Raw genomic sequence first — 25,415 nt, forward strand, 5'->3', positions numbered from 1 at the left:
GGCCATCCGCCGAACCCGTTCGCGGTGCCCAGGTTGGGCAGCACCGACCCGCTCAACCCGCTCTGGTACGCCGAACACGTCAACTACTACGTCCCGGTGGACAACACCGAGGGGTCCTTCGAGCAGTGTCAGGCACGGTTCGCCGACGTCGCCCACCTGCACCACGAGGGGCGGCTGGTACTGGTCCGGGGCGAGCGGGGGTGCGGGAAGACCGCGCTGGTCAACCGATGCGCGCACTGGCTGCGCGATCGGCTCGGCCGGGACGGGCTGCGGGCGGAGGTGGTCAACCTGCGCCAGGAGGCCCACGAGAACGACCCGATCCCCACCCGGCGGGAGCACACCTGCCGGGCGCTGCTCGACAAGCTGAACGAGCTGCAACTGCTGCGCCACAACCTGGCGTACGAGATGCGCGACCGGCCCGACGACGCGTACCGCAACCTGCCCGGCTCCCTGGACCCCGACCAGGCACTGATCGTGCTGCTGCCGCCGGTGGAGCTGATCGAGGAGCTGCACTACTACGCCGCGCGGGCGCCCCGGCGGATGGTCTTCTTCGCCGAGACCACCAGCGCACTGGACCGCCGGGACCGGGACGTGTTGGGTCGCAACACCGTCCACCTGGAGGTCGACGGCTTCGACCACCGGCACGCGGCCCGTTTCGCCGCCGACCGGCTCGGCCGGCTGACCCCCGGGCTGCTGCCTCCGCTGGCGGATACCGCACTGGAGGAGTACATAGACGACGGCAGATTGGCAACGATCCGCGAGATGCAATGGTTACTCTTCGGCGTTTACGAGACACTACGTGTGCAAGATGAGCGACCCAACCAGGTGACCTGGCAGGATCTGGCCCGACACTTCATGAGAGAAGCCCGCCGCCTCAGGGAGCAGCCTTGATGGACGCGTACGACCCGGCCCCGATCGGCGAGGCGAACCCCTATCCGTCGAGCGCCGTGGCGCAGGTCGCCGACACCGGGTCGACCGTCTACACCATTCCCACCGCGGCGGTCCGCCGGGCCACCGACGCGATGAACGGCTACCTCGACGCGCTGCGCGACGCTCCGCAGACGCCTGCCGGTCGGGTGGTCGCCGTGGTGGGCGACTACGGCACCGGCAAGACCCACCTGGCGTCCTACCTGGTCCGTCACGCCACCGAGCGCCTCGACGGCGACCTCCAGTCGATCTACCTGACCGCCCCGCCGGACACGTTCGTCTCGTTGTACCGCACCTTCGCCGACAAGCTCGCCGACCGCCGGGAGGTGGTGCACCGGCGCGTCCGCGGACTGTACGCCGACATCCTCGCCGTCGAGCTGCGCCGGTCCCGGGTCACCGAACCCCTGGCCGAGCAACTGCTCGCCGGCGCCCTGGACCCGGTCGCCGTGGTGGACACGTTCAACCTGATGGAGAGTCGACTGCTCGGGCAGTTGCGCGACCGGCTGCGGAAGGTCACCGAGAACGCCGAGTTCGCCCGCGCGCTGACGCTGCTGCTGCGCGGCGGGTTCGAGGACCCGGTCTGGGAGTGGATCGCCGGTCGACCGCCCGCCGACGTGCTCCGCGAGCGGGGGATCACCGGCACGCTCACCGGCAGCGAGGCCACCGCGCTCCAGGCGATGGGCGTCTTCGCGCTGCTGATCGGCTACGGCCCGAACCCGTTCGTCCTGGTCATCGACGAGTTGGATCAGCTGCTCACCGCCGCCGGCCGGCGCGAGGACGAAGCCCTCGACGCGTTCAAGGAGATGCTGCGGGTCTTCGCCGCCTCCAACACGTTCCTCCTGCTCGCCGGGCTGCCCGACCTGCTCGGCACGCTGCGGCGCGACGTGCGGGACCGCAGCGGCGAGCAGATCACGATGACCCCGCTCAGCGCGGCCGACGTACGCGACTACGTGCTCCGGCGGCAGCGGGGCCGGCTGGAGCCGTTCAGCGAGGCGACCGTCGGGCAGCTCGTCGAGCTGGCCAACGGCGTTCCCCGGGGCATCATCTCGCTCTGTCACCGGCTCTGGCGCCGGGCCCGCGACCAGGGCGGCCAGGTCACCCCCGGCATGGTCCGGGAGGCGGCCCGCGAACTGTACGGGGGCGTCGGCGCGCAGCACATCCTCGCCGAGATCCGGCGGGTGCTGGTGAGCACCGGCCACGAGAACTTCCAGCCGGACTACTTCCCCACCGACGACCCGGACAGCCGCGTCGACTACTGGATCCCGGCCGGTCGGGACGGCGCCGGCTGCGGCATCCTGCTCTCCGGCCCGCTGCTGGAGGAGAGCGACGTCGCCCGGGTGGAGACCCGGGCCGCGATCAGCCACGCGCACCATGACTGCGAACTGCTGCTCGTCGTGCTGGAGCCGGTGCCCGAGCGCTTCCTTCCAAGGATCCGCGAGGCCGTCGGCCGGGAGCCGCTGCTCTACCGCCCCCGGTCGTTCGCCGACCAGCTCGCCGCCGAGGTGACGTCGATGACCGGGCGGATCGAGGAGCGTTACCCGGCCGACGGGCCGCTGGTGCCGTTGGCACCGCACATGGCCCGGCTGAACCGCCGTCACTCGGCCACCCAGCACCTGCTCGGCCTGCTCACCGGCTCGCTCAGCGACCTGCGGGCCCAGAACGACGAGCACCAGGCCACGATCCGCCGGGAACTGCGCGAGCTGCAACGCTGGCCGGTCCCGCCCGGCGACCGCCGCAACGGCGACGACCTGGCCGACCTGCCCACGTCGGTGAGCGAACTGTTCGACCGCGCCTTCGCCGTGGTGGACCTGCGGACGCCGGTCGGCGTGCTGTTCCGGCGGGCGTTCGTCGAGGACGAGGGCGGCCGGGGCGCCCGGCAGGCGGTCCGGGCCCGGGTCCGGACCCCGGAGGTCCAGTCGGCGGTCGGGGTCGCCGCGCTGCTGAACGCGCTCGTCGAGGCGTTCGGGCTGGCCGTGGCGGAGTGGTACCGGGCGGCCCGCCAGCGCCCCGGCGGTCCCGCCACCCACCAGTGGGACCGGCTGAGCGAGATGTGCCAGATCTTCGACGCCGTGCACGAATACCTGCCCGTGCGGCAGCTCCGCGGCGCGCGGGACCTCGTGGACGACGAGGTCCGCCGGTCGGAGACGGCGAGCGACGTGCTGACCGACTTCAGTGCGCGGGTACGTCGGGAGCTGGTGACCGCCCTGACCGACGACGCGGCCTGACCGCCGACGCCGGCCCGGCCGGGGCCGTCCCCGGACGGCCCCGCCCGGACGCCTCCCGCAGGCCGTTCGTCAACGCGTGCACCAGGTTGACGACGAGGATCGCCGGCGCCACCACGGCGACCGTGCCGACGAACTGCCGTTCCAGCACCAGCGCCAGGATGACGGCGGTGATGCCGTTCTGCTGGCCGAGCAGCACGTCGAGGCGGTCGGCGGCGGGGAGCCGAGCACAGATCACGGACGCCACCACCACGTGCGCCGCCACGGCGGCCAGCCCCAGCACCACGCCCGGCACCGGGTCCACGCCACCGACCAGCACCAGCCCGAGCGCGAACGTGGCGGCCAGGAACGCCCACCGGGTCAGCAGGTCGAGCGCCCGCCCGATCGGTGGGCGGTAGAACAGCCCGGCCACGGCGAGCCCGAGCAGCAGGAACTGGGTGACCGCCAGCACCGCGAGCCCGAGCAGGATCACGAGCTGACCGACGGTCACCGCCCGGCCGACCCACCGGGCGCGGGTGGCCGCCCACCGGTGCAGGGTTCGGGTGCCCCACCAGGCCACCGCCGCCACGGCGACGAGCAGCGCGTTCCGCACCAGGGAGAGCGTGAACCCGCCCAGGTCCGCCGCCGTCGGGCCGGCCGGATCGCCGGGCAGCGCGGGGACCACCCAGGCGGCGGCGTACACGGTCAGCAGCACGGTGACCGGGTCGTCGAACGACGCCCACGCGGACAGGATCGACTGCGCCTGCCCGGACATCCGGGAGCGCAGCCGGGTCGCCGCGAACGACAACGGGTCGATCTGGGCGACCGCCACCCCGAGGACCAGGAACGCCGGCCGACCGAACGCGAGGTACATGACCGCCGAGATCAGCGCCGCCTTGACCAGCACGCCGACAGTGACCGCCAGCAGCACCAGCCGCAGGTTCCGCCGGGCCGCCGCGAGGTCGATGCCGTGGGTGCTGGCGAACAGGCCGACCGCCAGCAGCGCGGTGGCGACCGTCAGGTAACCGGCGGACCGGTGGACGTCGGTCCAGCCCCGCCCGGCCGCCAGCGCCCAACCGGCGGCGGCGACCAGTACGAACAGCGCGCTGCGGCGCAGCGACGGCAGCACCGCCTCGACCACCCGGGCCCGGCGGTCGGCGGGCGGTGGCCCCGCCCCGCCCGGCGGCGCGCTCACCCGGCCAGCTCGGCGCCGAACACCGCCGCCTTCTCGTCCCCCTCCGCCACCCGGTCCTGGTCGAGCGTGACGGCGAGCAGGTAGCGGTCCAGCCCCACCGGATAGCAGTAGAACGCGCCCTGCTCGACGTCGAGCACCAGCCGGCGCACCCGGGAGCCGATCGCCGGGTGCGCGGACCGCACCACGGCGCGCAGCAGCTCGTCCACCCGTTGGGCGAGGTGGCCGTAGAAGGCCCGCCGCCGGGCCGGGGACGCGTCCGCGAAGAAGCCGTCCAGCCGCGGGTCGTCGAGCACGTCCGCGGTGGCCTCCAGCCGGCCCGGCCGGCACACCGCCACGTAGTGCAGGCCCTCGGCGTGGACCTGCCCGGCGCAACGGGCCGCCAACCCGGCGTACGACTCGTCGCGTGCCCAGGTCCGGGGCCGGACCTCGGCGGCGGTCGGACCGGACGGGCCGGGCGGTCCCGACGCGGTGCTGGCCGGGGTGAGCCAGCCGCCGTAGTTGGTGGGCTGCTCGCCGACGGCCGTGTGCTCCGCGTTGGCCAGCCGGGACAGGCCGATGTCGGCGGCCCGGATCGTCGGCTGCCGGGGCGGCGGCCCGTCCGCCGGATCCGCCACCCGGACCACCCCGACGAGGTGCTGTTCCCGGCTCAGTTGCAGGGCGAAGAGCGCGCCCCGCGCGGTGTGCAGCACCACCCGGATCAGCTCGCCGCTGCGCGCCGGGCGCAACACCCCGCCCAGGGTGGTCATCGCGTGCACCACGTCCCGGTCGACGAGCTGCCGCTCGTCGGCGTCCAGCTCGTGGGCGCCGGCCACCGGCGCCGGGGCGTCCAGGGCGAAGTCGCAGACCCCGGTGCGGTACCGGGCGAGGTGGAGCATCCCGGGCAGGCTCCGCATCAGCCGCTCGCAGGCGTCCACCATGGCCGGTCGCTCCCGGACGTGGTCGGCGAGCATCACGTCGATCCGCCTGTCGACGCCGGACGGCTGGGCCGCCTCGTCGGCGGGAATGGGGGCGCTCATGTCGCCGGGACCTCCATGTCGACGAAGTCGAGCTTCGCGGGGCCGTACGGGATGCCGCCGCTGATCTCGCCGTCGGTCACCAACGCGGCCAGGAGCCGCCGGGTGGCGCGCAGGTACGGGTGCTGGAGCCCGAGGAAGTGACGGCCCTCGTCGAGGACACCGCGCAGCAACCGTTCCGCCTCGGTGGTCCGCTGCGCCGCCGCCAGGCTGCCGGCCAGGTTGACCTGACCGCCGAGCGTCCACGGGTGCGACTCGCCGAGGGTGGCCGCCAGGCCGGCGGCAGCCTGGCGCCCGGCCGAGACCGCCTCTTCGAGGTCGCCGACGCCGCGCAGCAGCACCCCGCGCAGGCTCAGGCAGACCTGGGTGAACGGATGCTCGGGCGGGAGGTCACGCCGGTAGCCGGCCAGGCTCTCGTCCGCCAGCCGCACCGCGTGTTCGCTCTCCCCGCCGAGGTGGTAGTCGACGGCGAGACTGAGCCGGCAGGACTGGGTACGCGGATTGTCCTCGCTGAGCAGCCGTCGCAACGCCAGGTAGGCGCGACTGTTCAGTTCCTTGGCCCGGGTGAGTTCCTCCTGCCGGCGGGCGATGACCGCCAGGTGGCGGATGATCCGCAGCAGCAGCGTGTCCTCCTCGCCGTTGCGGCCGGCCGGCAACCGCTCCTGGTACGCCTCCTGGAGCAGCTTCCGCGCGCTGGCGAGATCGCCCAGGTCGCCCAGGTAGCGACCGAGGTCGCTGGCGAGTTCCAGGGTGTCGGGATGGTCGTCGGCGAAGAGCCGCCGGCGCCGGGCCAGCGTCTCCCGGGCGACCCGGGCCGCCTCGTCGGTGCGCCCGGCCAGGTAGTACGACTGGGCCAGGTTGTGCGCCGCGACCAGCGTCTCCGGGTGGGAGTTGCCGAACTGGTCCCGGAAGCCCCGCCAGGTGGCCTGGTCCTCGATGAGCGCCGGCCGGAACCGGCCGAGCCCGCGCAGGTCACCGGCGAGACCCCGGCGGGTGACGAGGACCCGCGGGTGGTCGTGACCGAGCAGGACCGTGCTCTCCCGCAGCACCTGCCGGCTCAGCGTCAACGACTCGTCGCTGTGGCCCAGGGACCGGGTGACGTCGGCGAGGCGGGTCGCCAACCGCAGCGTGATCCGGTCCTGCCAGCCGTACGCGGCCAGCCAGCGGTCCAGCACCGGCCGCCAGAGCCGGTGCGCCTCGGCGGCCTCGTCCTCGCCCCGGGCGATGAGGTGTTCGAGCTGTTCGACCACCAGCCGGCGGACGTCGTCCGGGCCGTCCGCGTCCAGCGCGCCGGAGCTGAGCAGGTGCTGGTGGAGCTCGTGCCGCAGCGCGGAGGCCGCCGCGATGGTCCGGGGCGCGGCCCCGGCCAGGGCGAGCAGGAACCGCCCGCGACGTGCCGCGTGCTTCCCGGCGGTCATGCCGGCCAGCACGGTGGCCTGCACGGCGGGGTGCATCCGGACCGCCCCGTCGCGGCCCCAGGCGACGTCGAACAGCCGGAACCGCATCCCCAGCGCCAGCGCCCGGTCCATCTCCCACCCGTCGGCGCGCAACAGGGCCGCGTCCTCGTCGGCCAGGTCGGCGGCGACCTGCCCGCGCATCCGCCGGGACTGGACCAGCGCGAGCGACATGCCGATCGGCGCGGCGAAGGAATACATCTCCGTCAGCATCACCGCGACCCGGCCGCTGAACTCCTCGTCCATCAGCCGCAACGCCACCCGGACGATCCGCCGGGTGGGGGACGCCCCGTCGCCGGTGGGCCGGATCGCCTCCAGGAAGGCCGGCACCGCCGCGTCCGGGCCACGTGACCCGGTGACCGCCTCCCGTTTGTCGAGCAGGATGCCGGCCTGGCCCAGCAGCCCCGACGCCAGCCGCAGGTCCAGCGGGAACGTGCCCACCGCGTTGACGACGACAGCGGCCGGGGCGGCGGACAACCCGGGCACCTGCCGGATGAGCAGCCCGGTCGCGTCCTCGCGGCGCAGCCCGTCGACGGTCACCGAGGGGCCGTAGACCGGCTGGTCCCCGGTGCCACCGGTGACCACGACGTGCCCGCGGCCGGAGGGCAGCAGCCCGACCAGGTCCGCCGGGTCAGCGACCCCGTCGTAGACCAGCAGCCACTGGTCGCCGCGCTTCCGCAGCTCGGCGAGCATCTCGTGGACGGCGTTGCCGCTCGGCTCGACGCCGAGCGCGTCGGCGAGCGCCGCCAGCGCGGTACGCACCGCGTGCCGGCTGCCCGCCGGGATCCAGACGACCAGGCGGTAGTCGCGGTGGAACCGGGCCACGTACTCGCGGGCCAGCGTGCTCTTGCCGGCGGCCAGCGGGCCGCGTACCCACACCGGTTGGCCGCCCGGGTTCGCCAGCAGCGCGTCGCGCAGCTCGCTCAGCTCCCGGTCCCGGCCGACGAACAGCCGCGGCCGGTCGGGCAGGCCGAACGTCTTCCGGGACTGGTCGTCCCGGCCCGGGAAGCCCACCCGCCAGGGCCGGTCCAGCGGCGAGGGTTTGAGCGCGGCCAGGCCCAACGCCGCGCGCAGGCGTCGGCGTGCCTCCGGCTCGTCGCAGTCGTAGAGGTCCACTGGGCGACCGGCCGGGGGTGGACCGGCCGGGACGGTACGCAGCACCAGCAGCTCCGTGCCGGGCCGCGCCGCCACCTCCCCGGTCAGCGCGTCGAGCCACGCCTCGTCGTCGTCCTCGACACCGGGCCCGCCCGCCGGGTGCGCGGTGGGGTCCGGGGCGACCGCCAGGACGGTGGCCGGCCCGCCGACGGCCGGGCCGCGCGGGCGCCAGGGCCGGACCCGGATGTCGAGTTCGGTCAGCTCCGCGCTCAGCCAGTCGGCCCACGGCCGTTGCCGTTCCGGGGTGGCCACGAACAGCTCGCCGCCGTTCTCGGCGAGCGGCCGGCTGAGCCCGAACCGGTAGCGCGCCCGGACCGGCTCCGCCTCCGGCTCGGCCCGGTCCAGCTCACCCTGCGTCAGCAGACTCAGCAACCGGCCGTACGCCGCCAGCACCGACGCGCGGTGCGGGGACTCCTCCAGCAGCGGGGCGAGCGGCTGGCCCTCCGGGCCCCCGGGGATGGCGACCTGCCAGAAGTCGACGCCCACCGCCGGCTCGTCCAGGGCGCCGCGGAAGCTCGACGCCACCTCGTCGGCGTGCCGGCGGGCGGCCACCGCGTCGGCGGGTGCCGACTGCGTGGTGGCGGCGATGATCCGGATCCCGGCGGGAGCGCCGCGGTGCACCTGGCGGGCCACGGCGGCGGCGTCGGCGAGCCGGGGCGCCCGGTAGGGGAAGCAGACGACGAGCGCGTCGCAGAGGACGGCCAACCACTGCGCGACCGTCTCGGAGAATTCGGCGGGGTCGAGCAGGACGTCGTCGTACTCGATGAACCGCAACTGCCGGCGCAGTTCGCTGCGGATCGTGCCGCCCAGCCCACCGCCGATCTCGGTCACCGGCGGCCAGGTCGCCGACTCGGGCACCCACACCACGTCGAGGTGACCGGCGGGGGCGGCGTAGCGCCGCAGGGTGGGCTGCCCGGTGGTGAAGCCGGGCAGCGCGAACATCAGGTCGGTCAGCCCGCGCGGCAGGTGATCGGTGAGGGGCGACTCCCCGCTGTAGAAGGGGCTGAGGTGCTCGTGCACCCGGACCGCCCCGCGGCCGGCGTCCACCACGAGCACCCGGCGGCCGGCGCGTGCCAGCAGCCAGGCCACGTTGCTGGTCACGTTGGTGCGCCCGGTCAGGCTCTCCGCGGCGACGAAGGCGGTCACCCTGGTCTCGGCCGATCCCGGCTCGGGCCGGGACGCGGACGTGCCGCGCGCCGGGGCGTCCGGAAACCCGTCGATCGTCATGCCGTCCCCCCGTCGGGCCCGGTGTCGGACGTCGTCCAGCGCCGCCGCGCGCCCGGATTGTCGGCCTGGTTGCCGAACCAGAGGAACTCGGCGGTCGGGTCGCCGCTCTCGTCGATCAGCCGCCGTAGGGACCGGTGCAACTGCCGGCGCGGGATGGCGTCGAGGTCGGCCGGGTCGAGTTCCGCCACATCGAGCAGTTGGGATATCAGTGGCCGGTCGCCACCGCTCACCCGTTCCGACATCTCCGGCCCAACCTTCGATCCATCGACACCACCACTCCGCACGGCACAGCCAGCGTTCCGGCAGTAACATATCGTAGCCTTCATCGATGTCCACCGTCGTCGCGGTGGGCCGCCGACTGGTCTGGGGAGGCCGCGCGTGCGGACGGGCCGGTACGAGATGCCCGTCGGCACGTTCCGGGCGCTCGCCCGGGGCGGTGGCGGCGGGGAGGTGGTCCGGCGGTTGCTCGCGGTGCCGGTGAGTCGGAACCTGCTCGCGCTGCGCTCGGCCGTGGTGCTCGCCACGGACCTCGGTCACCCGCACGCGCCGCTGGTCAACGACGCCTGGCGGCTCCTCGGCGAGCTGCGGCGGTCGGCTCCCGGGCCCACCCGCGTGGTGCTCGGCTACCCCACCGTGAGCGTCTGGGCGGCGGGCACGCTGCGGGCTCTGGGGCACGGCGACCGGGGGTCCGCCGACGACCCGGCGACGCTGGGCGCGGTGGTGGCCGCGGCGGCGATGCGGGCCGGCGGACGGGCCCGTGTCAGCTTCCCGACAAGCCCCTCGGGCGCGGTGACGGTGGCGCTGCCCGGCCTGGGCCGGGTCCACCGCGGCCCAGGCGGCGGGGCCGGGCTGGCGGAGCTGACCGTGGACGGGGCACGCCGCACGCTGACGCTCGACGGCGTGCCGGTGACCGGCCCGGGGCTGTGCCCACGGGCGACCGGGACGGCCGGCGGCGGCCCGGCGCCGGCCTGGCACCCGGTGCCCCGGCTCCGGGCCGACGGGCACGGCCCCCGGCTGCACCTGGACGATCTCCGGTCGCTGGCCCGCCCGGCCGCCGTCGCACCTGTCGACGCGGTCCGGGCCGCCCGCTGGGCGGCCCGGCTGTCCCCGGGCTGGCGGCTGCTGGCCACCCGGCACCGGCGGGCCGCCACCGAGCTGACCGAGGCGATCTCCATGGTGATGCCGCTGGCCCGGGACGCGGCCGGCCGGCCCTGGGCGGCGGTGACCAGCGGGGGCACCCCCGACGAGCTGACCGCCCCGCTGATCAGCGGCACGTTCCCCGCCGCGGTGGGGTGCGTCGCCCTGTCCGAAGGCCCCGGGGCGGCCGGCCCGATCGCCGCGGCCCTCGTGCACGAGCTGGCGCACAACAAGCTGGCCGCCCTGGACCACCTCTTCCCGCTCGTCGAGGCGGCGGAGCCGGCCCGTCACCCGGCGCCGTGGCGGGCCGGCGCCCGTCCGCTGCCGGCGCTCGTGCAGGGCCTCTACGCCCACGTGGCGGTCGGCGAGTTCTGGCGTCGGGAACGGCGCTTCGGCACGACCACCGGCCGCCACCTGGCGCACGCCGAGTTCGCCCGGCTCCGGGGCGCCTGCCGGGAGGTGGCCGACCTGCTCCGGACCGCCGACGGGCTGACCGGGTACGGACGGCTGCTTGTCGACCAGCTCGACGACGTGGTCGACGACTGGTCCGGCCGACGGGCCGGGACGTACGGGCCGGGCCGGGCCGGGCGACGCCGACGGCCCCGCCCGGCCCCGCCGGTCAGCCCTTGAGGAGCTGGCGGGCCATCACGATGCGCTGCACCTGGTTGGTGCCCTCGTAGATCTGGGTGATCTTGGCGTCCCGCATCATCCGCTCGAGCGGGTAGTCCCGGGTGTAGCCGTAGCCGCCGAGCAACTGGACCGCGTCGGTGGTGATCTCCATCGCGGCGTCCGAGGCGAAGCACTTGGCCGCCGCGCCGAAGTAGGTCAGGTCCGCGTCGCCCCGCTCGGACTTGCCGGCGGCGGCGTACGTGAGCTGCCGGGCCGCCTCCAGCTTCATGCCCATGTCGGCGAGCATGAACTGGATGCCCTGGAACTCGGCGATCGCCTTGCCGAACTGCTTGCGCTCCTGGATGTAGCCCTTGGCGTAGTCCAGCGCGCCCTGGGCGATGCCGATCGCCTGGGCGGCGATGGTGACCCGGGTGTGGTCGAGCGTCTTCATCGCGGTGGCGAAGCCGGTGCCCTCGGCGCCGATCATCCGGTCGGCCGGGATCCGGACGTTGTCGAAGTAGACCTCGCGAGTCGGCGAGCCCTTGATGCCGAGCTTCTTCTCCGGTGCGCCGAAGCTCACCCCCGGGTCGGACTTCTCCACCACGAACGCCGAGATGCCCCGGGACCGGGCCGTGGCGTCGGTCACCGCGAAGACGGTGTAGTACTCGGAGACGCCCGCGTTGGTGATCCACCGCTTCACGCCGTTGAGCACCCAGTGGTCACCGTCACGCACCGCCCGGGTGGTCATCGACGCCGCGTCACTGCCCGCCTCCGGCTCGGAGAGGCAGTAGGAGAACATCGCGTCACCCGAGGCCACCGGCGTCAGGTACCGGCGCTTCAGCTCCTCGGAGCCGGCCAGCAGCAGCGGCATGGTGCCCAGCTTGTTGACGGCCGGGATCAGCGAGGACGAGGCGCAGGCCCGCGCCACCTCCTCGATCACGATGGCGGTGGCCAGCGCGTCCGCGCCGGCGCCGCCGTATTCCACCGGGACGTGCGGGGCGTGGAAGTCGGCCGCCCGCAGCGCGTCGTAGGACGCCTTCGGGAACTCACCTGTCTCGTCCGCCTCAGCGGCGTGCGGCGCCACCTTTGCCGCACAGACCTCACGGACCGCCTCCCGGATCGCCTCGTGCTCCTCCGGCAACCGGTAGACGTCGAACGACTGCTCTGCGGCCATGTCGGCCCTCCCCTTTCACCGCTATCATGCGCAGTCCGGACCGCCCGGGGGCCGCCGACTGCCGCAGACTGAAGAATAGCCACCGGGCCTCGACCGGACCTTACCGGCGGGTAGGCTCGCGCCCGGGCGGCGGCAACCCGACCCACTACCCTCACACCAGAATCAAGTTTCCCTCGGTGCCCGGCCTAGGCGCCCAGCCGAATGCGACGCGAGGATGCGCCGCCAGTGCGAGCGGAGAAGACAGGCGTGACGATCCCGTACCCGAACTCCCAGCCGATGCCCGCCATCGCCGCGGTGACCCCGCCCTCCGGCGCGGCCCGGCTCCGGGTGACCTTCCTCGGCACCGGTTACCTCGGTGCGACGTACGCGATCTGCTACGCCGAGCTGGGCTACGAGGTGCTCGGCTTCGACGTCGACGCCGACAAGATCGCCAAGCTGAACGCCGGTGAGGTGCCGATCCACGAGCCCGGCCTCGACGAGCTGCTCCGGCGCAACCTGGCCGCCGGCCGACTGCGGTTCAGCACCGACATCGCCGAGACCGCCGACTTCGGCGACGTGCACTTCATCTGCGTCGGCACCCCGCAGCGCGCCGACGGCATGGGCGCCGACCTGTCGTACGTCGAGGCGTCGGTGACCAGCCTGGCCCAGCACCTGACCCGCAAGGCGCTGATCGTCGGCAAGTCCACCGTGCCGGTGGGCACCGCCGAGTGGGTGGAGCAGCTCGTCGGCAAGCACACGCCGGCCGACCTGGGCGTCGAGGTGGCGTGGAGCCCGGAGTTCCTCCAGGAGGGCTTCGCCGTCGACGACGTGCTGCGCCCCAACCGGATCGTGGTCGGCGTCAAGAGCGAGTGGGCCAACGGCATGCTCTTCGCCGCCCACAAGGGCGTCTTCGACCTGGCCGCCACCGAGGACCGCGAGGTCCCGCTGGTGGTCACCGACTTCGCCACCGCCGAGCTGGTCAAGGTCGCCGCCAACGCGTTCCTGGCCACCAAGATCTCCTTCATCAACGCGATGGCCGAGGTCTGCGAGGCCGCAGGCGGCGACGTCACCCAGCTCGCCCGCTCCATCGGGTACGACCCACGGATCGGCAACCGCTTCCTCCAGGCCGGCCTCGGCTTCGGCGGCGCGTGCCTGCCCAAGGACATCCGCGCCTTCCAGGCCCGCGCCCAGGAGCTCGGCGCCGGCGAGGCGCTGCGCTTCCTGCACGAGGTGGACCTGATCAACCTGCGTCGGCGTACCCGGGTGGTGCAGCTCGCCGCCGAACTGCTCAACCGCCGCTCCGGCCCGGCCGGCCCGGACCTCTCCGGCACCCGGATCGCGGTGCTCGGCGCGACCTTCAAGCCCAACACCGACGACGTACGCGACGCGCCCGCCCTCGCGGTGGCCGCGCTGCTCGGCAAGGCCGGCGCCGACGTGCACGTCTTCGACCCGCAGGGGATCGAGAACGCCCGCCGCGCGGTGCCCGGCCTGGCCTACGAGGAGACCATGAACGACGCCGTCCAGGGCGCCGACCTGGTCTGCGTGCTCACCGAGTGGGCCGAGTTCCGCAACGCCGACCCGGTGGCCCTGGGCGAGCTGGCCAACGGTCGGCGGGTCGTCGACGGGCGCAACTGCCTCGACTCGACACTGTGGACGCAGGCCGGCTGGGAGTACCGCGGCCTGGGCCGTCCCTGACCGATCGACGCCGGGCCGGCCGGCCGGGGAGCAGCCTCCCCGGCCGGCCGGTCCTTTTTGTTGTCCGGAACGCGCCGGCAACTGTCGAAATCCCGGCCCGCTCAGGGCATGCTGCCTCTGGGAGGTCCACAGTGCGAGGGCACAGGCGGACGGGAGACGGTCGTGGAGAGCTTCAGGTGCGCCTCGTGCGGGCGGGAGATCAAGCCCGCCCCCGTCTGTCCGCACTGCGGCGCGGAGCAGCCGCAGTGGTCCGAGCACCTGGCCGACATCGAGCGGTCGATCGCCGAGATGAAGGCCCGGGACGCCGAGATCGCCCGTGAGCAACGGCAGATCGCCGCCAAGATGCAGGCCGCGCTCTTCCAGCGGGACATCCTGGCGCACGCCGGTGAGGAACGGGTCAAGCAGGCCACCCGACCCCGCCGGGTGCTGCGGCGACGACCGGGACGCCGGCCGCCCACCGCCGCCACCGGCGCGCCACCCCGGGTGCCCCGGCAGGGCACCCCGCCGCCCGGACCGGACGATTTTCCCCCGTCGCCGCCCCGCGGCCGGCCGCAGTGGCTCGACGCGGACGACCCGGAGCACCCGCCGGAGGCGTCCTCGCGCGAGGTGCAGAACATCCCGCTCGGGCTGGGCGCGCTGCTGCTCGGCGTCGCGGCGGTGGTGTTCGCGGCGGTCGCCACCAGCTCCATGGACGCGCTCGCCCGGCTCGGCGTGCTGCTGGTCGCGACCGTGCTGATGCTGCTCGCCCCGCCGGTGCTGGCCCGCCGCGGGCTCACCTCGACCGCCGAGACGATCGCCGCGGTCGGCCTGCTGCTGGTGCCGCTGGCCGGGTACGCGGTCTGGGCCGTGGACCGGATCGGCGGCGGCACCTCGGGCGCCGCGTTCGCCGGCGCGATCTTCCTGGTCACCACCGTGGTCGCGGTCGGGTACGCGTACGGCACCGGGCTGCGCGCGCCCCGCTTCGCCACCGTGCTGGCCGCCCAACCGGTGCTGCCGCTGCTGGCGTACGAGCGGGTGACCGGCCCGGCCGGCTGGGCGCTGGTGCTCACGCTGGTGGCGGTGCTGGATCTGGCGCTGGTCCGCTCCCCGCTGGTGCGCGAACGGCCCGTCCGGACCGACCCGCCCCGCACCACCCCGTCGGCACCCGCCGCGTCCCGGCAGCGCGGCGACGACGACCGGCCGGAGTCGGCGCCGGAGGAGTCCGGCGAGGTGCTCGGCGGCGAGCCGCCGGCCGGTCCGGCCACCGCCGCGCCGACCCGGCCGGTGCCGTGGCTGCGCGAGTTGACCTGGCTGCTGCACGGCGCGGCGGTGGCGCTCGCCCTGGCGTACGCGGTCACCGCCCTGCTGCGCGCCGCCACCGTGCCGGTCGCCGCCGGCGCGGGCGCGGTGCTGCTGCTCGCCGCGCTGACGGCGATGGCCGGCACATTGGCGCTGCGCCGACCGCCGCTGCCCGACGTGGGCGCCGGCATCCTCACGCTCGCGGTGATCGGCGCGCTCGGGCGGGTCGCCTCGGTGGCGCTGCCCGGCCGGTCCCTGCTGCTGATCGCCGCGGTCATCGCGCTCACCGGCCTCGCCGTGCGGGCCATGCCGGAGACGGCCCGCCGGGGCCCGCAGCTCGCCTCCGCGGCGGCGTTGACGGTCAGCGGCCTGGTGGTCGCCGGTGGCGCGTTGCGCGCCGGGCTGGCCCCGGTCCGGGCGTCGCTGCCCGCCTGGTCCGCCGACCTGGGCGGCTGGCACGCCGAGCTGGCCCGGGCGGTCGGCCCGACCGGCTGGCAGCTCGCCGTCGCCGCGCTGCTGCTCACCGTCGCCGCCGTGGTCGCGCTGCCCACCTCGATCCGGCGCGAGTTCGCGGTGGTCGGTGCCGCGCTCACCGCGCTCGCCGTGCCGGCCTCGCTCGGTCTGGGCTGGGCGACGGCGTGCTGGCCGATGCTGGTGACAGCGGTCGCCATCGGGGTGTTCGGGCTCACCGCCGGCACGGAACGGGCCGCGGTGGTGCACGCGGTGACCGCGGCCGGGCTGGGGCTGACCGGCGCCGGCGCCGCGCTCGCCCGGCCCGCGCTCACCGCGGCCGCGCTGACCCTGCTCTTCCTGGCCGGGGCGTTGGTCTCGCTCGCGCCCCGGGTCCGGATCGCCGCTGCCGCGACGGATCCGGTCTGCGCCTGGGCGGCCGGTGGCGCGGCGTTCGCCCTGCCCGGAGCGGTGGCCGCGTTCGTCGCCGCCACCGTGCCGACCCCGCCGGCGGCCACTCCGGCCAACCTGCGCGAGATCACCGTGCCGATCCTCGCGGCGAGCTTCCTCGCCGTCTGCGTGACGCTCGCCTACGCCGCCCTGGTGCAGGTGGCGCAGCGGCAGCTGAGCATGCCGCACGCGCTCGGCACCGTGCTCGGCGCGGTGGCCGTCGCCGTCGCCGGGCTCTTCGCGCCCGGCGCCACCTCGGCGGACGGCTGGGTGGGCGGGCTGCTGCTGATCGCCGCCGCGCTGCTGGCGGCGGCGCCCCGGATCGACGCCCGACGCCGCGCCGACATGTCGCTCGACGGTTCCGACCTGGCGCTCGCCGCCACCACGGTGGCGCTGGTCGCCACGCTGGTGCGGATCGCCGCGGTACTCGCGCCGGGCGGCCAGCTCATGGTGGCCGCCGCGCTGGTGCTGGTGGTGGCCGTCGCGGCCCGGGCGCTGCCGGAGGAGTGGCGGCGCGGCCCGATCCTCGGCATCGCCGCCGGCGGCACCCTGATCGGTCTCGTCGCCGCCTGGAGCGCGCTGCGCGGCGGCGTCGGCGTGCTGGCCACCCCCGGCCCGATCTGGGCCGGTGACCTGAGCGGCTGGCCGGCCGCACCGACCGGCGGTACGACCTGGCAGGCGCCGGTCGCGCTGGCGTTGCTGGCGGCGACCGCCGCCGTCCTGCTGCCGCCGCCCTGGAAGTACGACGTGTCGGGCGTGTGCGCGGTGCTCGCCACCGTGGGCGCGCCGGCCGCGTTCGACCTGCCCTGGTGGTCGCCGGTGCTGGTCGGGACGATGGTGGCCGCGGTCTTCGGGATGGCGGCGGTGGCCGCGACGGACCCGAGGGCCGCGCTGTCCCGGGCCACCGTGGCCGGTGTGGTGGCGTTGCACGCCACCGGCGCCGGGCTGGTCCGGCCCTGGACCACCGCGTTGGCGCTGAGCAGCATCGCCCTGATCGGGGTGACGGTGGCGGCCCTGGCCCGATCGTTCGCGCCGGCGCTGGTGGAGGACGTCCGCACCGAGGGCATGCCGCCGCACCTGGTCCAGGTGGGCGGCGCCGCGGCCGGGTCGGCCCTGCTCGCCCTGCCCGGCGCGGTGGCCGCCCTGTCGGTCGAGTTCGGCCGCCCCGCGCAGGTGGTGCTCACCGCCGCCCTGGCCGCCGCCAGCCTCGGCCTGGCGGTGGTCGCGGCGGTCCGCCGGCAGGTGCCGCAGTACCTGCCGTACGCCAGCGTGGCAGTGGTGGGTGCGGGCACCGTCACGGCGGCCACCGCCCTCGTCGTCCATCTGCCCGCCGGGGTGTTCGCCGCCGCCGCCGCGCTGCTCGGTGTGCTCGCCGAGCTGATCCGGGCGGCCACCGTCCCGCCGGTCGGCTCGGCCCGGCCGGTACGCCGGTGGTCGGTGCTGCTGAACGGGGCGCTGCGCCGGGACCCGGACCGCCCCACCGAGCTCCGGTGGCGGGTCAGCCCGGCGGCCGGCGCGCTGGCCGCGGCGGCGCTGCCCACCGCGCTGGCGCTCGCCACGCTGGCGCCCACGCTGGTGGTGGCGCTGTTCTCGACGTTCGTGGTGCTGGGCCGGGTGTGGCAGGGGCCGCCACCGGAGCTGCTCACCCCGCCACCGGACGCGGTGGACCCGACCCACGTGCTCACCGCGCTGCTGCTCACCGCGACCGCGGCGCTGGCCGCGACCGGGTTCAGCGGCGGTCGCCGCTCCCGGGCGGTGCCGGTGATCCTGCCCGGGGCGGCCCTCACGCTGCTGATCGCGCCGGTGGCGCTCGGCCAGGGGTGGCCGGTGACCGCGGAGGCGGGGCTGGTGGTGTTCACCATCTCGATGCTGGGGTTGGCGCTGACCCCGCCGCCGGCGTTGGCCGAGCCGGGTCGCTCGATCCGGGTCGCCCGGGTGCTGGTCTTCGTCATCGGGCTGGCCGCCGGTGGCGCCGGACTGGCCGGCGCGCTCGCCACCCGCGACCTCACCCTGATCACGTTGGGGAGCGCGGTCGGGGTGGGCGCGGTCGCCGCGTTCTTCGGCACCACCCAACGGGCCCGCATCCTCGGCTGGCTGTTCGCCTCGCTGATGGCGCAGCTCTTCGTGCTCACGCTGGGGCTGGTGGCCGGGCTCGCCGCGGTGTGGTCGGCGTTCGGCGTGCTGGCGGTGGGCGCGGCGTTGCAGGTGTTCGCCGCCACGCTGCCCCGGCTGCGCCGGCCCGAGGCGTACCGGGAGGCGGCCACCGTCGAGTGGAGCGGGTACGCTGCGGCGCTCATCGCGCTGGCCCTGGCGTTCGACTCGCCCCGGCACATCGCCGCGTTGCTGGCCGCCTGGGGTGCGGTGCTCGGGGTGGCGGCCAGCCGGCCGGGGCGTCGTCCGTTCGAGCGGAACCTGCTGTTCTGGGCGGTGGTGGCCTGCGAGATCACCGCCTGGTGGATCCTGATGTGGGTGGCCGACGTGGCGCTGCCCGAGGCCTACACCCTGCCGTTCGCCGCGTTGGCCCTGCTGGTCGGCGTGCTGCAACTGCGGCACCGGCCCGACATGTCGAGCTGGGTGGCGTACGGGCCGGCGCTGGTGACCGCGTTCCTGCCCACGCTGGCGATCGTGGTGGCCACCGACTCCAGCATGCTGCGTCAGGTGTTGCTGCTGCTCGGGGCAGTGGCGGTGCTGATCTTCGGCTCGATGAGCCGGCAGCAGGCGCCGGTGATCGTGGGCGCGACGGTGACCGCCGTCGCCGCGGTGCACGCGTTGTTCAGTCTCGGCCCGTGGCTGGTGCTGATCCCGGTCGGCATCGTGCTGCTCGTGCTCGGGGCCAGCAACGAGCGGCGCCGCCGCGCCCAGGAGCGCCTGCAGACCGCGTTGCGCGGCATGCGGTGACGGGGTCCGCTCGTCCTGCCTGACGCCCCGACCGGTCACCGACGGCGGTCACCCTCCGCACCGGACCGGCCGCCGGCCCGACCACCGCGAGACCCCTTTGCTCTGCAGCCACGGGCGCAGCAGTCACCCTGCGCAACCAGGCATTCTCGAACCACAGGGCGAGCGTGAAACGGGAACCGCAGGTCGATGTAGTGCTGCGTCGATGGCTGCAGAGCAAAGGGGCGAAGGGGCAGCCACCACTCCGGCACCGTCGACCACACTCGGTGACCGCAGGCCGTCAACACGCAGAGTGAGTGACCTGTGGGAGTGGTCAGGACAGCGAGGCGCGGAGCGCCGCCTCCTTCTCGGCGACCAGGTCCTCCAGGCTCGCCTGGTAGGCGGCCATCCGGTCGCGCAACGCCGGGTCGGCGGCGCCCAGGATGCGGACCGCGAGCAGCCCGGCGTTGCGGGCGTTGCCGATCGACACCGTGGCGACCGGCACACCGGCCGGCATCTGCACGATGGACAGCAGCGAGTCCATCCCGTCCAGGTACTTCAACGGCACCGGCACGCCGATCACCGGCAGCGGAGTGACCGAGGCGACCATACCGGGCAGGTGGGCGGCCCCACCCGCGCCCGCGATGATCACCCGGATGCCCCGGCCGGCGGCGGACCGACCGTACTCGATCATCTTGAGCGGGGTGCGGTGCGCGGAGACCACACCGACCTCGTGCGGCACGCCGAACTCGTCCAGCGCCTCGGCGGCGGCCCGCATGGTCGGCCAGTCCGAGTCGCTACCCATGATCAGCCCGACCGTACTCATGCTGTTCCCTCCTGGAGCCACCGCGCCGCGCGGGCGGCCCGGGCCCGCACGTCGGCCAGGTCCGTGCCGAGCACCGTGACGTGCCCGATCTTGCGGCCCGGTCGGACCTGCTTGCCGTAGAGGTGGACCTTGGCGCCCGGCTCGGCGGCGAACAGGTGGTGCAGGCGCTCGTCGATCGAGATACCGCCCGGCTCCCCGCCGAGCACGTTCGCCATCACCACCACCGGCGCGGCGAGCGACGTGTCCCCCATCGGGTAGTCCAGCACCGCGCGCAGGTGCTGCTCGAACTGGGAGGTGCGCGCGCCCTCGATCGTCCAGTGGCCGGAGTTGTGCGGACGCATGGCCAGCTCGTTGACCACCAGCCCGGCGGGCGTGTCGAAGAGCTCCACCGCGAGCAGCCCGACCACGCCGAGCGCGGTGGCCAGATCGATGGCGAGCTGCTGCGCGGCCACCGCCCGCTCCTCGGGCAGGTCGGGCGCGGGCGCCAGCACCTCGACGCAGATGCCGTCGCGCTGCACGGTCTCCACCACCGGGTACGCGGCGACCTGCCCGAACGGCGACCGGGCGACCTGCACGGCCAACTCCCGACGCAGCGCCACCCGCTCCTCGACCAGCAGCGGCGTGCCGCCGTCGAGCAGCGTGGCGGCCAGCTCGGCGGCCTGGTCGGCGTCGTCCACCAGCCAGACGCCCCGGCCGTCGTAGCCGCCCCGGGCGGCCTTGAGCACCACCGGCCAGCCGGTCTCCGCGCCGAACCCGACCAGGTCGGCCGGCGACTCCACCGGACGCCAGGCCGGGTTCGGCGCGCCCAACTCGGCGAGCCGCTCCCGCATCACCCGCTTGTCCTGCGCGTGCACCAGCGCCTCGGCCGGCGGGAACAGCTTGACGCCCTCCGCGGCCAACGCACGGATGTGGTCGTTCGGCACGTGTTCGTGGTCGAACGTGACCACGTCGCAGCCCTTCGCGAACGTGCGCAGCGCGGTCAGGTCGGTGTGGTCGCCGTACTGGACGTCGGCGGCGACCAGCGCCGCGCCGTCGTCCGGGGCGAGTGCCAGCACGCGCAGCGACTGGCCGAGGGCGATGGCGGCCTGGTGGGTCATCCGGGCCAGTTGGCCGCCACCCACCATGCCCACGACGGGGAGTCCGGTCCGGGAGTCCATAGCGCCGCCAGCCTAACCGGACCGGCGACGGGCCCGACCGTGAGGGCGGCCCGCCGCCGAGGACTCAGCCGAGCTGGGCGACCAGCTCCTCGACCGAGGTCACCGGCCGCTGGCAGACGAACCCCCGGCAGACGTACGCGGTCGGCCGCCCGTCGACCAGGGGCCGGCCGGCCAGCAGCGGCACGCCGGGCTGGTCCGGGGCGCCGGCGACCACCACCGCGCCGGGCGGGGCGTGCCGGTGCGCGGCGGCCACCAGCGGGTCACCCGCCGGGTCGTCGGTCGCCACCGCGATCTCGTACGGCCCGGAGAGCAGCGCCTCGCCCACCGTGGCGGCGTAGCCGGTGAACCGGGCGTGCCGGTCCACGATCGGCGCGACGGTCGACAGGGTCGCCTCGGCGGCCTCCCGGTAGCGGGTCTCGCCGGTCAACGCCGCGTACGCCACCAGCGCCGCGACGATCGCCGACCGGCCCGACGGAGTCGCGTTGTCGGTCGGGTCGGCCGGCCGGGTGACCAGGCGTTCGGCGTCGTCGGCGGTGTCGTAGAAGCCGCCGTCCGGCGCCGCGAACCGGGCGAGCGCCACGTCGAGCAGCTCACCGGCCAGCGCCAGCCACCGCCCCTCGCCGGTGAGCTGGTGCAGCGTGCAGAACGCCTCCGCGACGCAGCCGTAGTCCTCCAGCACCCCGGCCGGCGCGCCCACCACCCCGTCCCGGGACACCCGGCGCAGCCGGCCGTCCACCAGATGCACGGCGGCCAGGTGCTCGGCGGCGTCGCGCATCGCCCCGCCGGCGACGATGACCACGCCGTCCATCAGGTTCGCGTCCTCGTCCTCCGGCGCCGCATAGAGCGCGGCGACCTGCTGGAACTCCGCGATGGCGGTGATCGCCAAGCCGTTCCAGGCGGCCACCACCTTGTCGTCGCGGGCCGGTTGGGGGCGGGTGTCGCGGGCGTGCAGCAGCCGGCCCGCCACGTCCCGCCAGCGGGCCCGGACCGCCGGATCGGCGTCGTCCACGTCCCGGGCCAGCCGCAGCACGCTGGCGCCCTCCTCGACGAGCCTCTTTCCGTCCGGAGCGCCGCCTTGCGGCGCGGAGGCGGAATGAGGCTCGAAGGTGCCGTCGGCGGTGACGGTGAACAGGTCGGCGGCGAACCGGCCGTCCTCCTCGCCCAGCACCTCGACGAGCTGGTCCGGCGTCCAGACGTAGGTCAGCCCCTCGACGCCCTCGGTGTCCGCGTCCAGCGCCGAGGCGAAGCCCTCGCCGGCCCGGTGCAGCTCGTCGGCGAGGAACCGGGCGGTGTCCCGGGCCACCCGGCGGGCCAGCCTGTCGCCGGTGGCCCGCCAGAGCTGGGTGTAGACGCGCAGCAGCAACGCGTTGTCGTAGAGCATCTTCTCGAAGTGCGGCACGGTCCAGTGGCCGTCCACCGAGTAGCGGGCGAAGCCGCCGGCGAGCTGGTCGTTCAGCCCACCGCGGGCCATCGCCTCGGCGGTGTGCCGGACGATCTCCAGGCTGCGCGCCGACCCGGTCCGCCGGTGGTGCCGGAGCAGGAAGAGCAGGTTCATGTGCGGCGGGAACTTCGGGGCGCCGCCGAAGCCGCCGTTCGTCTCGTCGTACTCCTTCGCGAGCTGGGCGGCGGCGCCGTCGAGCAGCTCGGCGGTGAGCGGGGCGGTCACGCCGCCGACAGCCTGGGCACCGCCGATCGCCTCGACCACGGCGGCCCCCTGCCGCAGCACCTCCTCGCGCTGGTCCCGCCACGCGGCGGCGACCGAGCCGAGCAGCCGGACGAAGTTGGCCCGGGGGAAGTAGGTGCCGCAGAAGAACGGGGTGCCGTCCGGGGTGGCGAAGACCGTCATCGGCCAGCCGCCCTGGCCGGTCATCGCCTGGGTGGCGGTCATGTAGACGGCGTCGACGTCAGGGCGTTCCTCGCGGTCGACCTTGACGCAGACGAAGTCGTCGTTCATGAGCCGGGCCACGGCCTCGTTCTCGAACGACTCGTGGGCCATCACGTGGCACCAGTGGCAGGCGGCGTAGCCGACCGAGATGAGCACCGGCACGTCACGTCGCTTCGCCTCGGCGAACGCCTCGTCACACCAGGGCCACCAGTCGACCGGGTTGTCGGCGTGCTGGAGCAGATAGGGCGAGGTGGCCTCGGCGAGTCGATTCACCACCCGACCATAGCGAGCGCGCGGTGCCCGCGCGCCGCGAGTGGCCGGCCGGGTCGGGACCACGGCCCCGACCCGGCCGCCGGGTCAGCGGGTCAGCGGGTCAGCGTGAGCGTCGAGGTGTCCGTCACGGTGAACTCGTTCCAGTATTCGAAGTCGCGGACCGTGATCTCGCTGACCGCCTGCGCGGTGCCGCGCTGGAACTTGGCGTCGGCCGGATAGGTGGTCGCCGACCAGGGCACCTCCTGGCCCGGGACACACGAGACGTACGGCGAGAAGTTGGCACGGACGGTGCCCGCCTTCTTCTGCTGCTGGACCAGCTCGCCGGCGATGTCGAAGGTGTCCGCCCGGGTGCAGGTGATCGTGCCACGGATGGTGGCGATGCCCTTGCTGTCCACCGTGGCCGCCGGGTTGACGGTCAGCGTGACGTCGAGCGCCGGCAGCGGCGGCGGATTCGAGATGTGGATCTCGCCGCGCAGGCCGCCGGTCGCGCCCTCGCAGCGGATCTCGAAGGTGGCGTCGAAGCGCTCGACGTAGTCGAAGGGACCCCAGGCGGCGTCGAGGACGGTGAACGAACCGGTGCTCTGCGCGCAGGAGCGCCCCCAGCCGTCGTTGGAGAGCCGGATGCCCGCCTGGTGGTTCTCGTAGTCCGGCTGCCCGACGTTCTGGTAGGTGTCGCCGGCCTTCAGCGCGGCCGGGGCCGTGAGAGCGAGGTCCCAGATGCCGTCGGGGTAGTTCGAGGAAATCAAGTGGAACTGCTGCGCGTTCCAGCCGGACGCGCTCGTCTCGTCGCCCGGGGTCGTCGAGGCGGAGTTGTAGGAGTAGGAATTGCCGGCGGTGATCGGGTCACCGGGCTCGCCGGTGACGCTGAACGACCAGGACTGCACCGGCCGGGCCTGCGCCGGCGCGGAGCCGACCAGGCCGGCGGCGCCGGCGGTCAGCGTCATGGTCGCGGCGAGCAGAACCGGTCGCCAGGAACGTCTCATCGTCGTCTCCCCCGTGTGGACGTCGACGGGGACGCCCGTCGCGTCCACCGTGCCAGCAGACTAGGGCCGACCGGCGGTCCCCCGCTGCCCCGCACCGGCGGGATGTCGGCAGCCCGACGACCCGCCACGGAACGTCCTTCCGTTATTCATCCTGGTCTATTTGAATCGGCGCATGCCCGGCGTCGCCCACCGCCGGCACGTCCGAAGGAGACGGTCCATGCGCAGACCCCCCGTCCTGCTCGCCCTGCTCGCCCTCGCCGCCCTCGCCGGCGCCGCGCTGACCCCCGCCGCCGCGTCCGCCGCGGTGCCACCGGAGACCCGGTGGTCCGCCACCACCGCCGTCGGCATCCACAACACGTACGAGCGCGGCACCTACACCTACCTGGCCCAGGCGCTCGACGCCCGACCCGGGCTGATCGAACTGGACGTCTGGCCGGACGTGCTCACCCGGCAGTGGCGGGTCAGCCACGGCAACCCGCTCGGCAACGACAACAACTGCGTGGCCGCCACCAGCGCGGCCCAGCTCTACACGGGCACCCGGAACAAGAACCTGGAACACTGCCTGGACGACATCCGGCTCTGGCTGGGCGCCCACCCCGACGCCGGACCGGTGATCCTCAAGCTGGAACTCAAGACCGGCTTCAGCAGCCGTACCGGCCAGGGGCCGGCCCAGCTCGACGCGGTGCTCGCCGCCCGCCTCGGCGACCGGGTGTTCCGCCCCGCCGACCTGCTCGGCGGCCACCCCGGACTGGACGCCGCCGCCCGCGCCGACGCCTGGCCCACCCGGGCGCAGCTCGCCGGCAAGGTGATCGTGGAACTGATCCCCGGCACCGTCGAGGAGGGCAACCCGACCGACACCCTCTGGACCGACGTGGAGTACGCGCGCCACCTGGCCGGCCTGGCGGCGGCCGGCACGCTGGACACCGCCCGCGCGTTCCCGGCCGTGCACCGCGCCCAGGCCGGCGACCCCCGCACCCGGTACGCGGACCCGGCCCTGCGCCAGTGGTTCGTGGTCTTCGACGGCGACGCCTCGGCGTACGTCACCGGCGGCATCGACACCGCCTGGTACGACACGAACCACTACCTGCTGGTGATGACCGACGCGCAGAACGTCCCGCCGGCGGTCGGGGCCGGTGACGCCGACGCGGCGGCGGCCCGGGTCGCCCAGCTCGCCCGCGCGCACGCCACCATCGCCTCCGCCGACTGGTCCACCCTGCCGGCCGTCCTCGACGACGTCCTCCCCCGAGGCTGACCCCTGAGTTGACGCCCCTGTTTCAGGGAAAGCGTGGCTGTCCGGACCCGGATAGCCACGCTTTCCGTGAATCTGCGGCAGAGGGGGGTGGGGGGGGTTAGTCCTTGTCGCCTCTGGCGAGGTGGCCCGTTCCGGGCTGAAAATCGTGTCGGTCGCTCGCTGACGTCGTCGCTCCTTGGTCCGTGTGAGGTCGTGGGTTAGTCGGACGCTGGTAGCCGCGT

15 protein-coding genes are annotated in these 25,415 nt (G+C 74.7%); 6 read left to right on the top strand and 9 right to left on the bottom strand.

Going from position 1 to position 25,415, the window contains the following annotated elements:
• The first annotated feature begins 33 nt into the window (after positions 1-33).
• Both C8054_RS17015 and C8054_RS17020 read left to right on the top strand, forming a co-directional pair.
• Positions 34-891, top strand: a complete 858-nt coding sequence (locus C8054_RS17015; RefSeq protein WP_158273866.1) for an AAA family ATPase — start codon at positions 34-36, stop codon at positions 889-891.
• Positions 891-3,152 carry an AAA family ATPase gene (locus tag C8054_RS17020; RefSeq protein WP_107157775.1) on the top strand — a complete coding sequence of 754 codons (2,262 nt, stop codon included), beginning with the start codon at positions 891-893 and terminating at the stop codon, positions 3,150-3,152. Before C8054_RS17015 ends, C8054_RS17020 begins: the two co-directional genes overlap by 1 nt.
• Here C8054_RS17020 and C8054_RS17025 read toward each other — a convergent pair.
• The 4 genes from C8054_RS17025 to C8054_RS17040 are packed head-to-tail and all read right to left on the bottom strand — an operon-like array spanning position 3,097 to position 9,414.
• Complete coding sequence (locus C8054_RS17025) at positions 3,097-4,323, bottom strand: hypothetical protein (RefSeq protein WP_107157776.1); 1,227 nt, start codon at positions 4,321-4,323, stop codon at positions 3,097-3,099. The two genes, C8054_RS17020 and C8054_RS17025, sit on opposite strands and share 56 nt — an antisense overlap.
• Complete coding sequence (locus C8054_RS17030; protein WP_107157777.1) at positions 4,320-5,339, bottom strand: hypothetical protein; 1,020 nt, start codon at positions 5,337-5,339, stop codon at positions 4,320-4,322. Before C8054_RS17030 ends, C8054_RS17025 begins: the two co-directional genes overlap by 4 nt.
• Positions 5,336-9,172: an FxSxx-COOH system tetratricopeptide repeat protein gene (fxsT, locus tag C8054_RS17035; protein WP_107157778.1), complete on the bottom strand. Its 3,837-nt coding sequence runs from the start codon at positions 9,170-9,172 to the stop codon at positions 5,336-5,338. Before fxsT ends, C8054_RS17030 begins: the two co-directional genes overlap by 4 nt.
• Positions 9,169-9,414 (bottom strand): hypothetical protein, encoded by a 246-nt coding sequence (locus C8054_RS17040; RefSeq protein ID WP_107157779.1) that lies wholly within the window; start codon positions 9,412-9,414, stop codon positions 9,169-9,171. Before C8054_RS17040 ends, fxsT begins: the two co-directional genes overlap by 4 nt.
• Positions 9,415-9,550: 136 nt before the next feature.
• Between C8054_RS17040 and C8054_RS17045 the strand changes: the two genes are divergently transcribed.
• Positions 9,551-10,939: an HEXXH motif-containing putative peptide modification protein gene (locus C8054_RS17045; RefSeq protein ID WP_107157780.1), complete on the top strand. Its 1,389-nt coding sequence runs from the start codon at positions 9,551-9,553 to the stop codon at positions 10,937-10,939.
• Here the strand turns inward: C8054_RS17045 and C8054_RS17050 are convergent.
• The gene (locus C8054_RS17050) at positions 10,929-12,092 is read right to left on the bottom strand and encodes an acyl-CoA dehydrogenase family protein (RefSeq protein WP_107157781.1); all 1,164 of its coding nucleotides are present in this window, start codon (positions 12,090-12,092) and stop codon (positions 10,929-10,931) included. The two genes, C8054_RS17045 and C8054_RS17050, sit on opposite strands and share 11 nt — an antisense overlap.
• 246 nt (positions 12,093-12,338) lie before the next feature.
• Here C8054_RS17050 and C8054_RS17055 point away from each other — a divergent pair, with 246 nt between their 5' ends.
• Positions 12,339-13,766: a UDP-glucose/GDP-mannose dehydrogenase family protein gene (locus C8054_RS17055; protein WP_107157782.1), complete on the top strand. Its 1,428-nt coding sequence runs from the start codon at positions 12,339-12,341 to the stop codon at positions 13,764-13,766.
• Positions 13,767-13,928: 162 nt separating this feature from the next.
• Positions 13,929-18,842 carry an SCO7613 C-terminal domain-containing membrane protein gene (locus tag C8054_RS17060; RefSeq protein ID WP_107157783.1) on the top strand — a complete coding sequence of 1,638 codons (4,914 nt, stop codon included), beginning with the start codon at positions 13,929-13,931 and terminating at the stop codon, positions 18,840-18,842.
• A 310-nt stretch (positions 18,843-19,152) separates the two neighbouring features.
• Here the strand turns inward: C8054_RS17060 and purE are convergent, their stop codons facing one another.
• The 4 genes from purE to C8054_RS17080 all read right to left on the bottom strand — a co-directional run bounded on the left by purE (position 19,153) and on the right by C8054_RS17080 (position 23,942).
• A complete protein-coding gene (gene purE / locus C8054_RS17065; protein WP_107157784.1) occupies positions 19,153-19,644 on the bottom strand; it encodes a 5-(carboxyamino)imidazole ribonucleotide mutase in 492 nt (163 codons plus the stop codon).
• The gene (locus C8054_RS17070) at positions 19,641-20,801 is read right to left on the bottom strand and encodes a 5-(carboxyamino)imidazole ribonucleotide synthase (RefSeq protein WP_107157785.1); all 1,161 of its coding nucleotides are present in this window, start codon (positions 20,799-20,801) and stop codon (positions 19,641-19,643) included. Before C8054_RS17070 ends, purE begins: the two co-directional genes overlap by 4 nt.
• 64 nt (positions 20,802-20,865) lie before the next feature.
• Positions 20,866-22,959, bottom strand: coding sequence for a thioredoxin domain-containing protein (locus C8054_RS17075; RefSeq protein ID WP_107157798.1), 2,094 nt, complete (start codon positions 22,957-22,959; stop codon positions 20,866-20,868).
• A 92-nt stretch (positions 22,960-23,051) separates the two neighbouring features.
• Complete coding sequence (locus C8054_RS17080) at positions 23,052-23,942, bottom strand: hypothetical protein (protein WP_107157786.1); 891 nt, start codon at positions 23,940-23,942, stop codon at positions 23,052-23,054.
• Between the two features lie 217 nt (positions 23,943-24,159).
• Here C8054_RS17080 and C8054_RS17085 point away from each other — a divergent pair, with 217 nt between their 5' ends.
• Entirely contained in the window at positions 24,160-25,194 is a 1,035-nt protein-coding gene (locus C8054_RS17085) for a phosphatidylinositol-specific phospholipase C domain-containing protein (RefSeq protein ID WP_107157787.1), read from the top strand.
• Positions 25,195-25,415 lie beyond the last annotated feature (221 nt).

It is taken from the genome of Micromonospora sp. RP3T (assembly GCF_003027925.1).
GTDB lineage: Bacteria > Actinomycetota > Actinomycetes > Mycobacteriales > Micromonosporaceae > Micromonospora.

Bases quoted from the DNA above. Each gene is read 5' to 3' on its own strand.
- C8054_RS17020 (WP_107157775.1), top strand. From the start codon at position 891: ATGGACGCGTACGACCCGGCCCCGATCGGCGAGGCGAACCCCTATCCG.
- C8054_RS17030 (WP_107157777.1), bottom strand. From the start codon at position 5,339: ATGAGCGCCCCCATTCCCGCCGACGAGGCGGCCCAGCCGTCCGGCGTC.
- fxsT (WP_107157778.1), bottom strand. From the start codon at position 9,172: ATGACGATCGACGGGTTTCCGGACGCCCCGGCGCGCGGCACGTCCGCG.
- C8054_RS17040 (WP_107157779.1), bottom strand. From the start codon at position 9,414: ATGTCGGAACGGGTGAGCGGTGGCGACCGGCCACTGATATCCCAACTG.
- C8054_RS17050 (WP_107157781.1), bottom strand. From the start codon at position 12,092: ATGGCCGCAGAGCAGTCGTTCGACGTCTACCGGTTGCCGGAGGAGCAC.
- purE (WP_107157784.1), bottom strand. From the start codon at position 19,644: ATGAGTACGGTCGGGCTGATCATGGGTAGCGACTCGGACTGGCCGACC.
- C8054_RS17070 (WP_107157785.1), bottom strand. From the start codon at position 20,801: ATGGACTCCCGGACCGGACTCCCCGTCGTGGGCATGGTGGGTGGCGGC.
- C8054_RS17080 (WP_107157786.1), bottom strand. From the start codon at position 23,942: ATGAGACGTTCCTGGCGACCGGTTCTGCTCGCCGCGACCATGACGCTG.
- C8054_RS17085 (WP_107157787.1), top strand. From the start codon at position 24,160: ATGCGCAGACCCCCCGTCCTGCTCGCCCTGCTCGCCCTCGCCGCCCTC.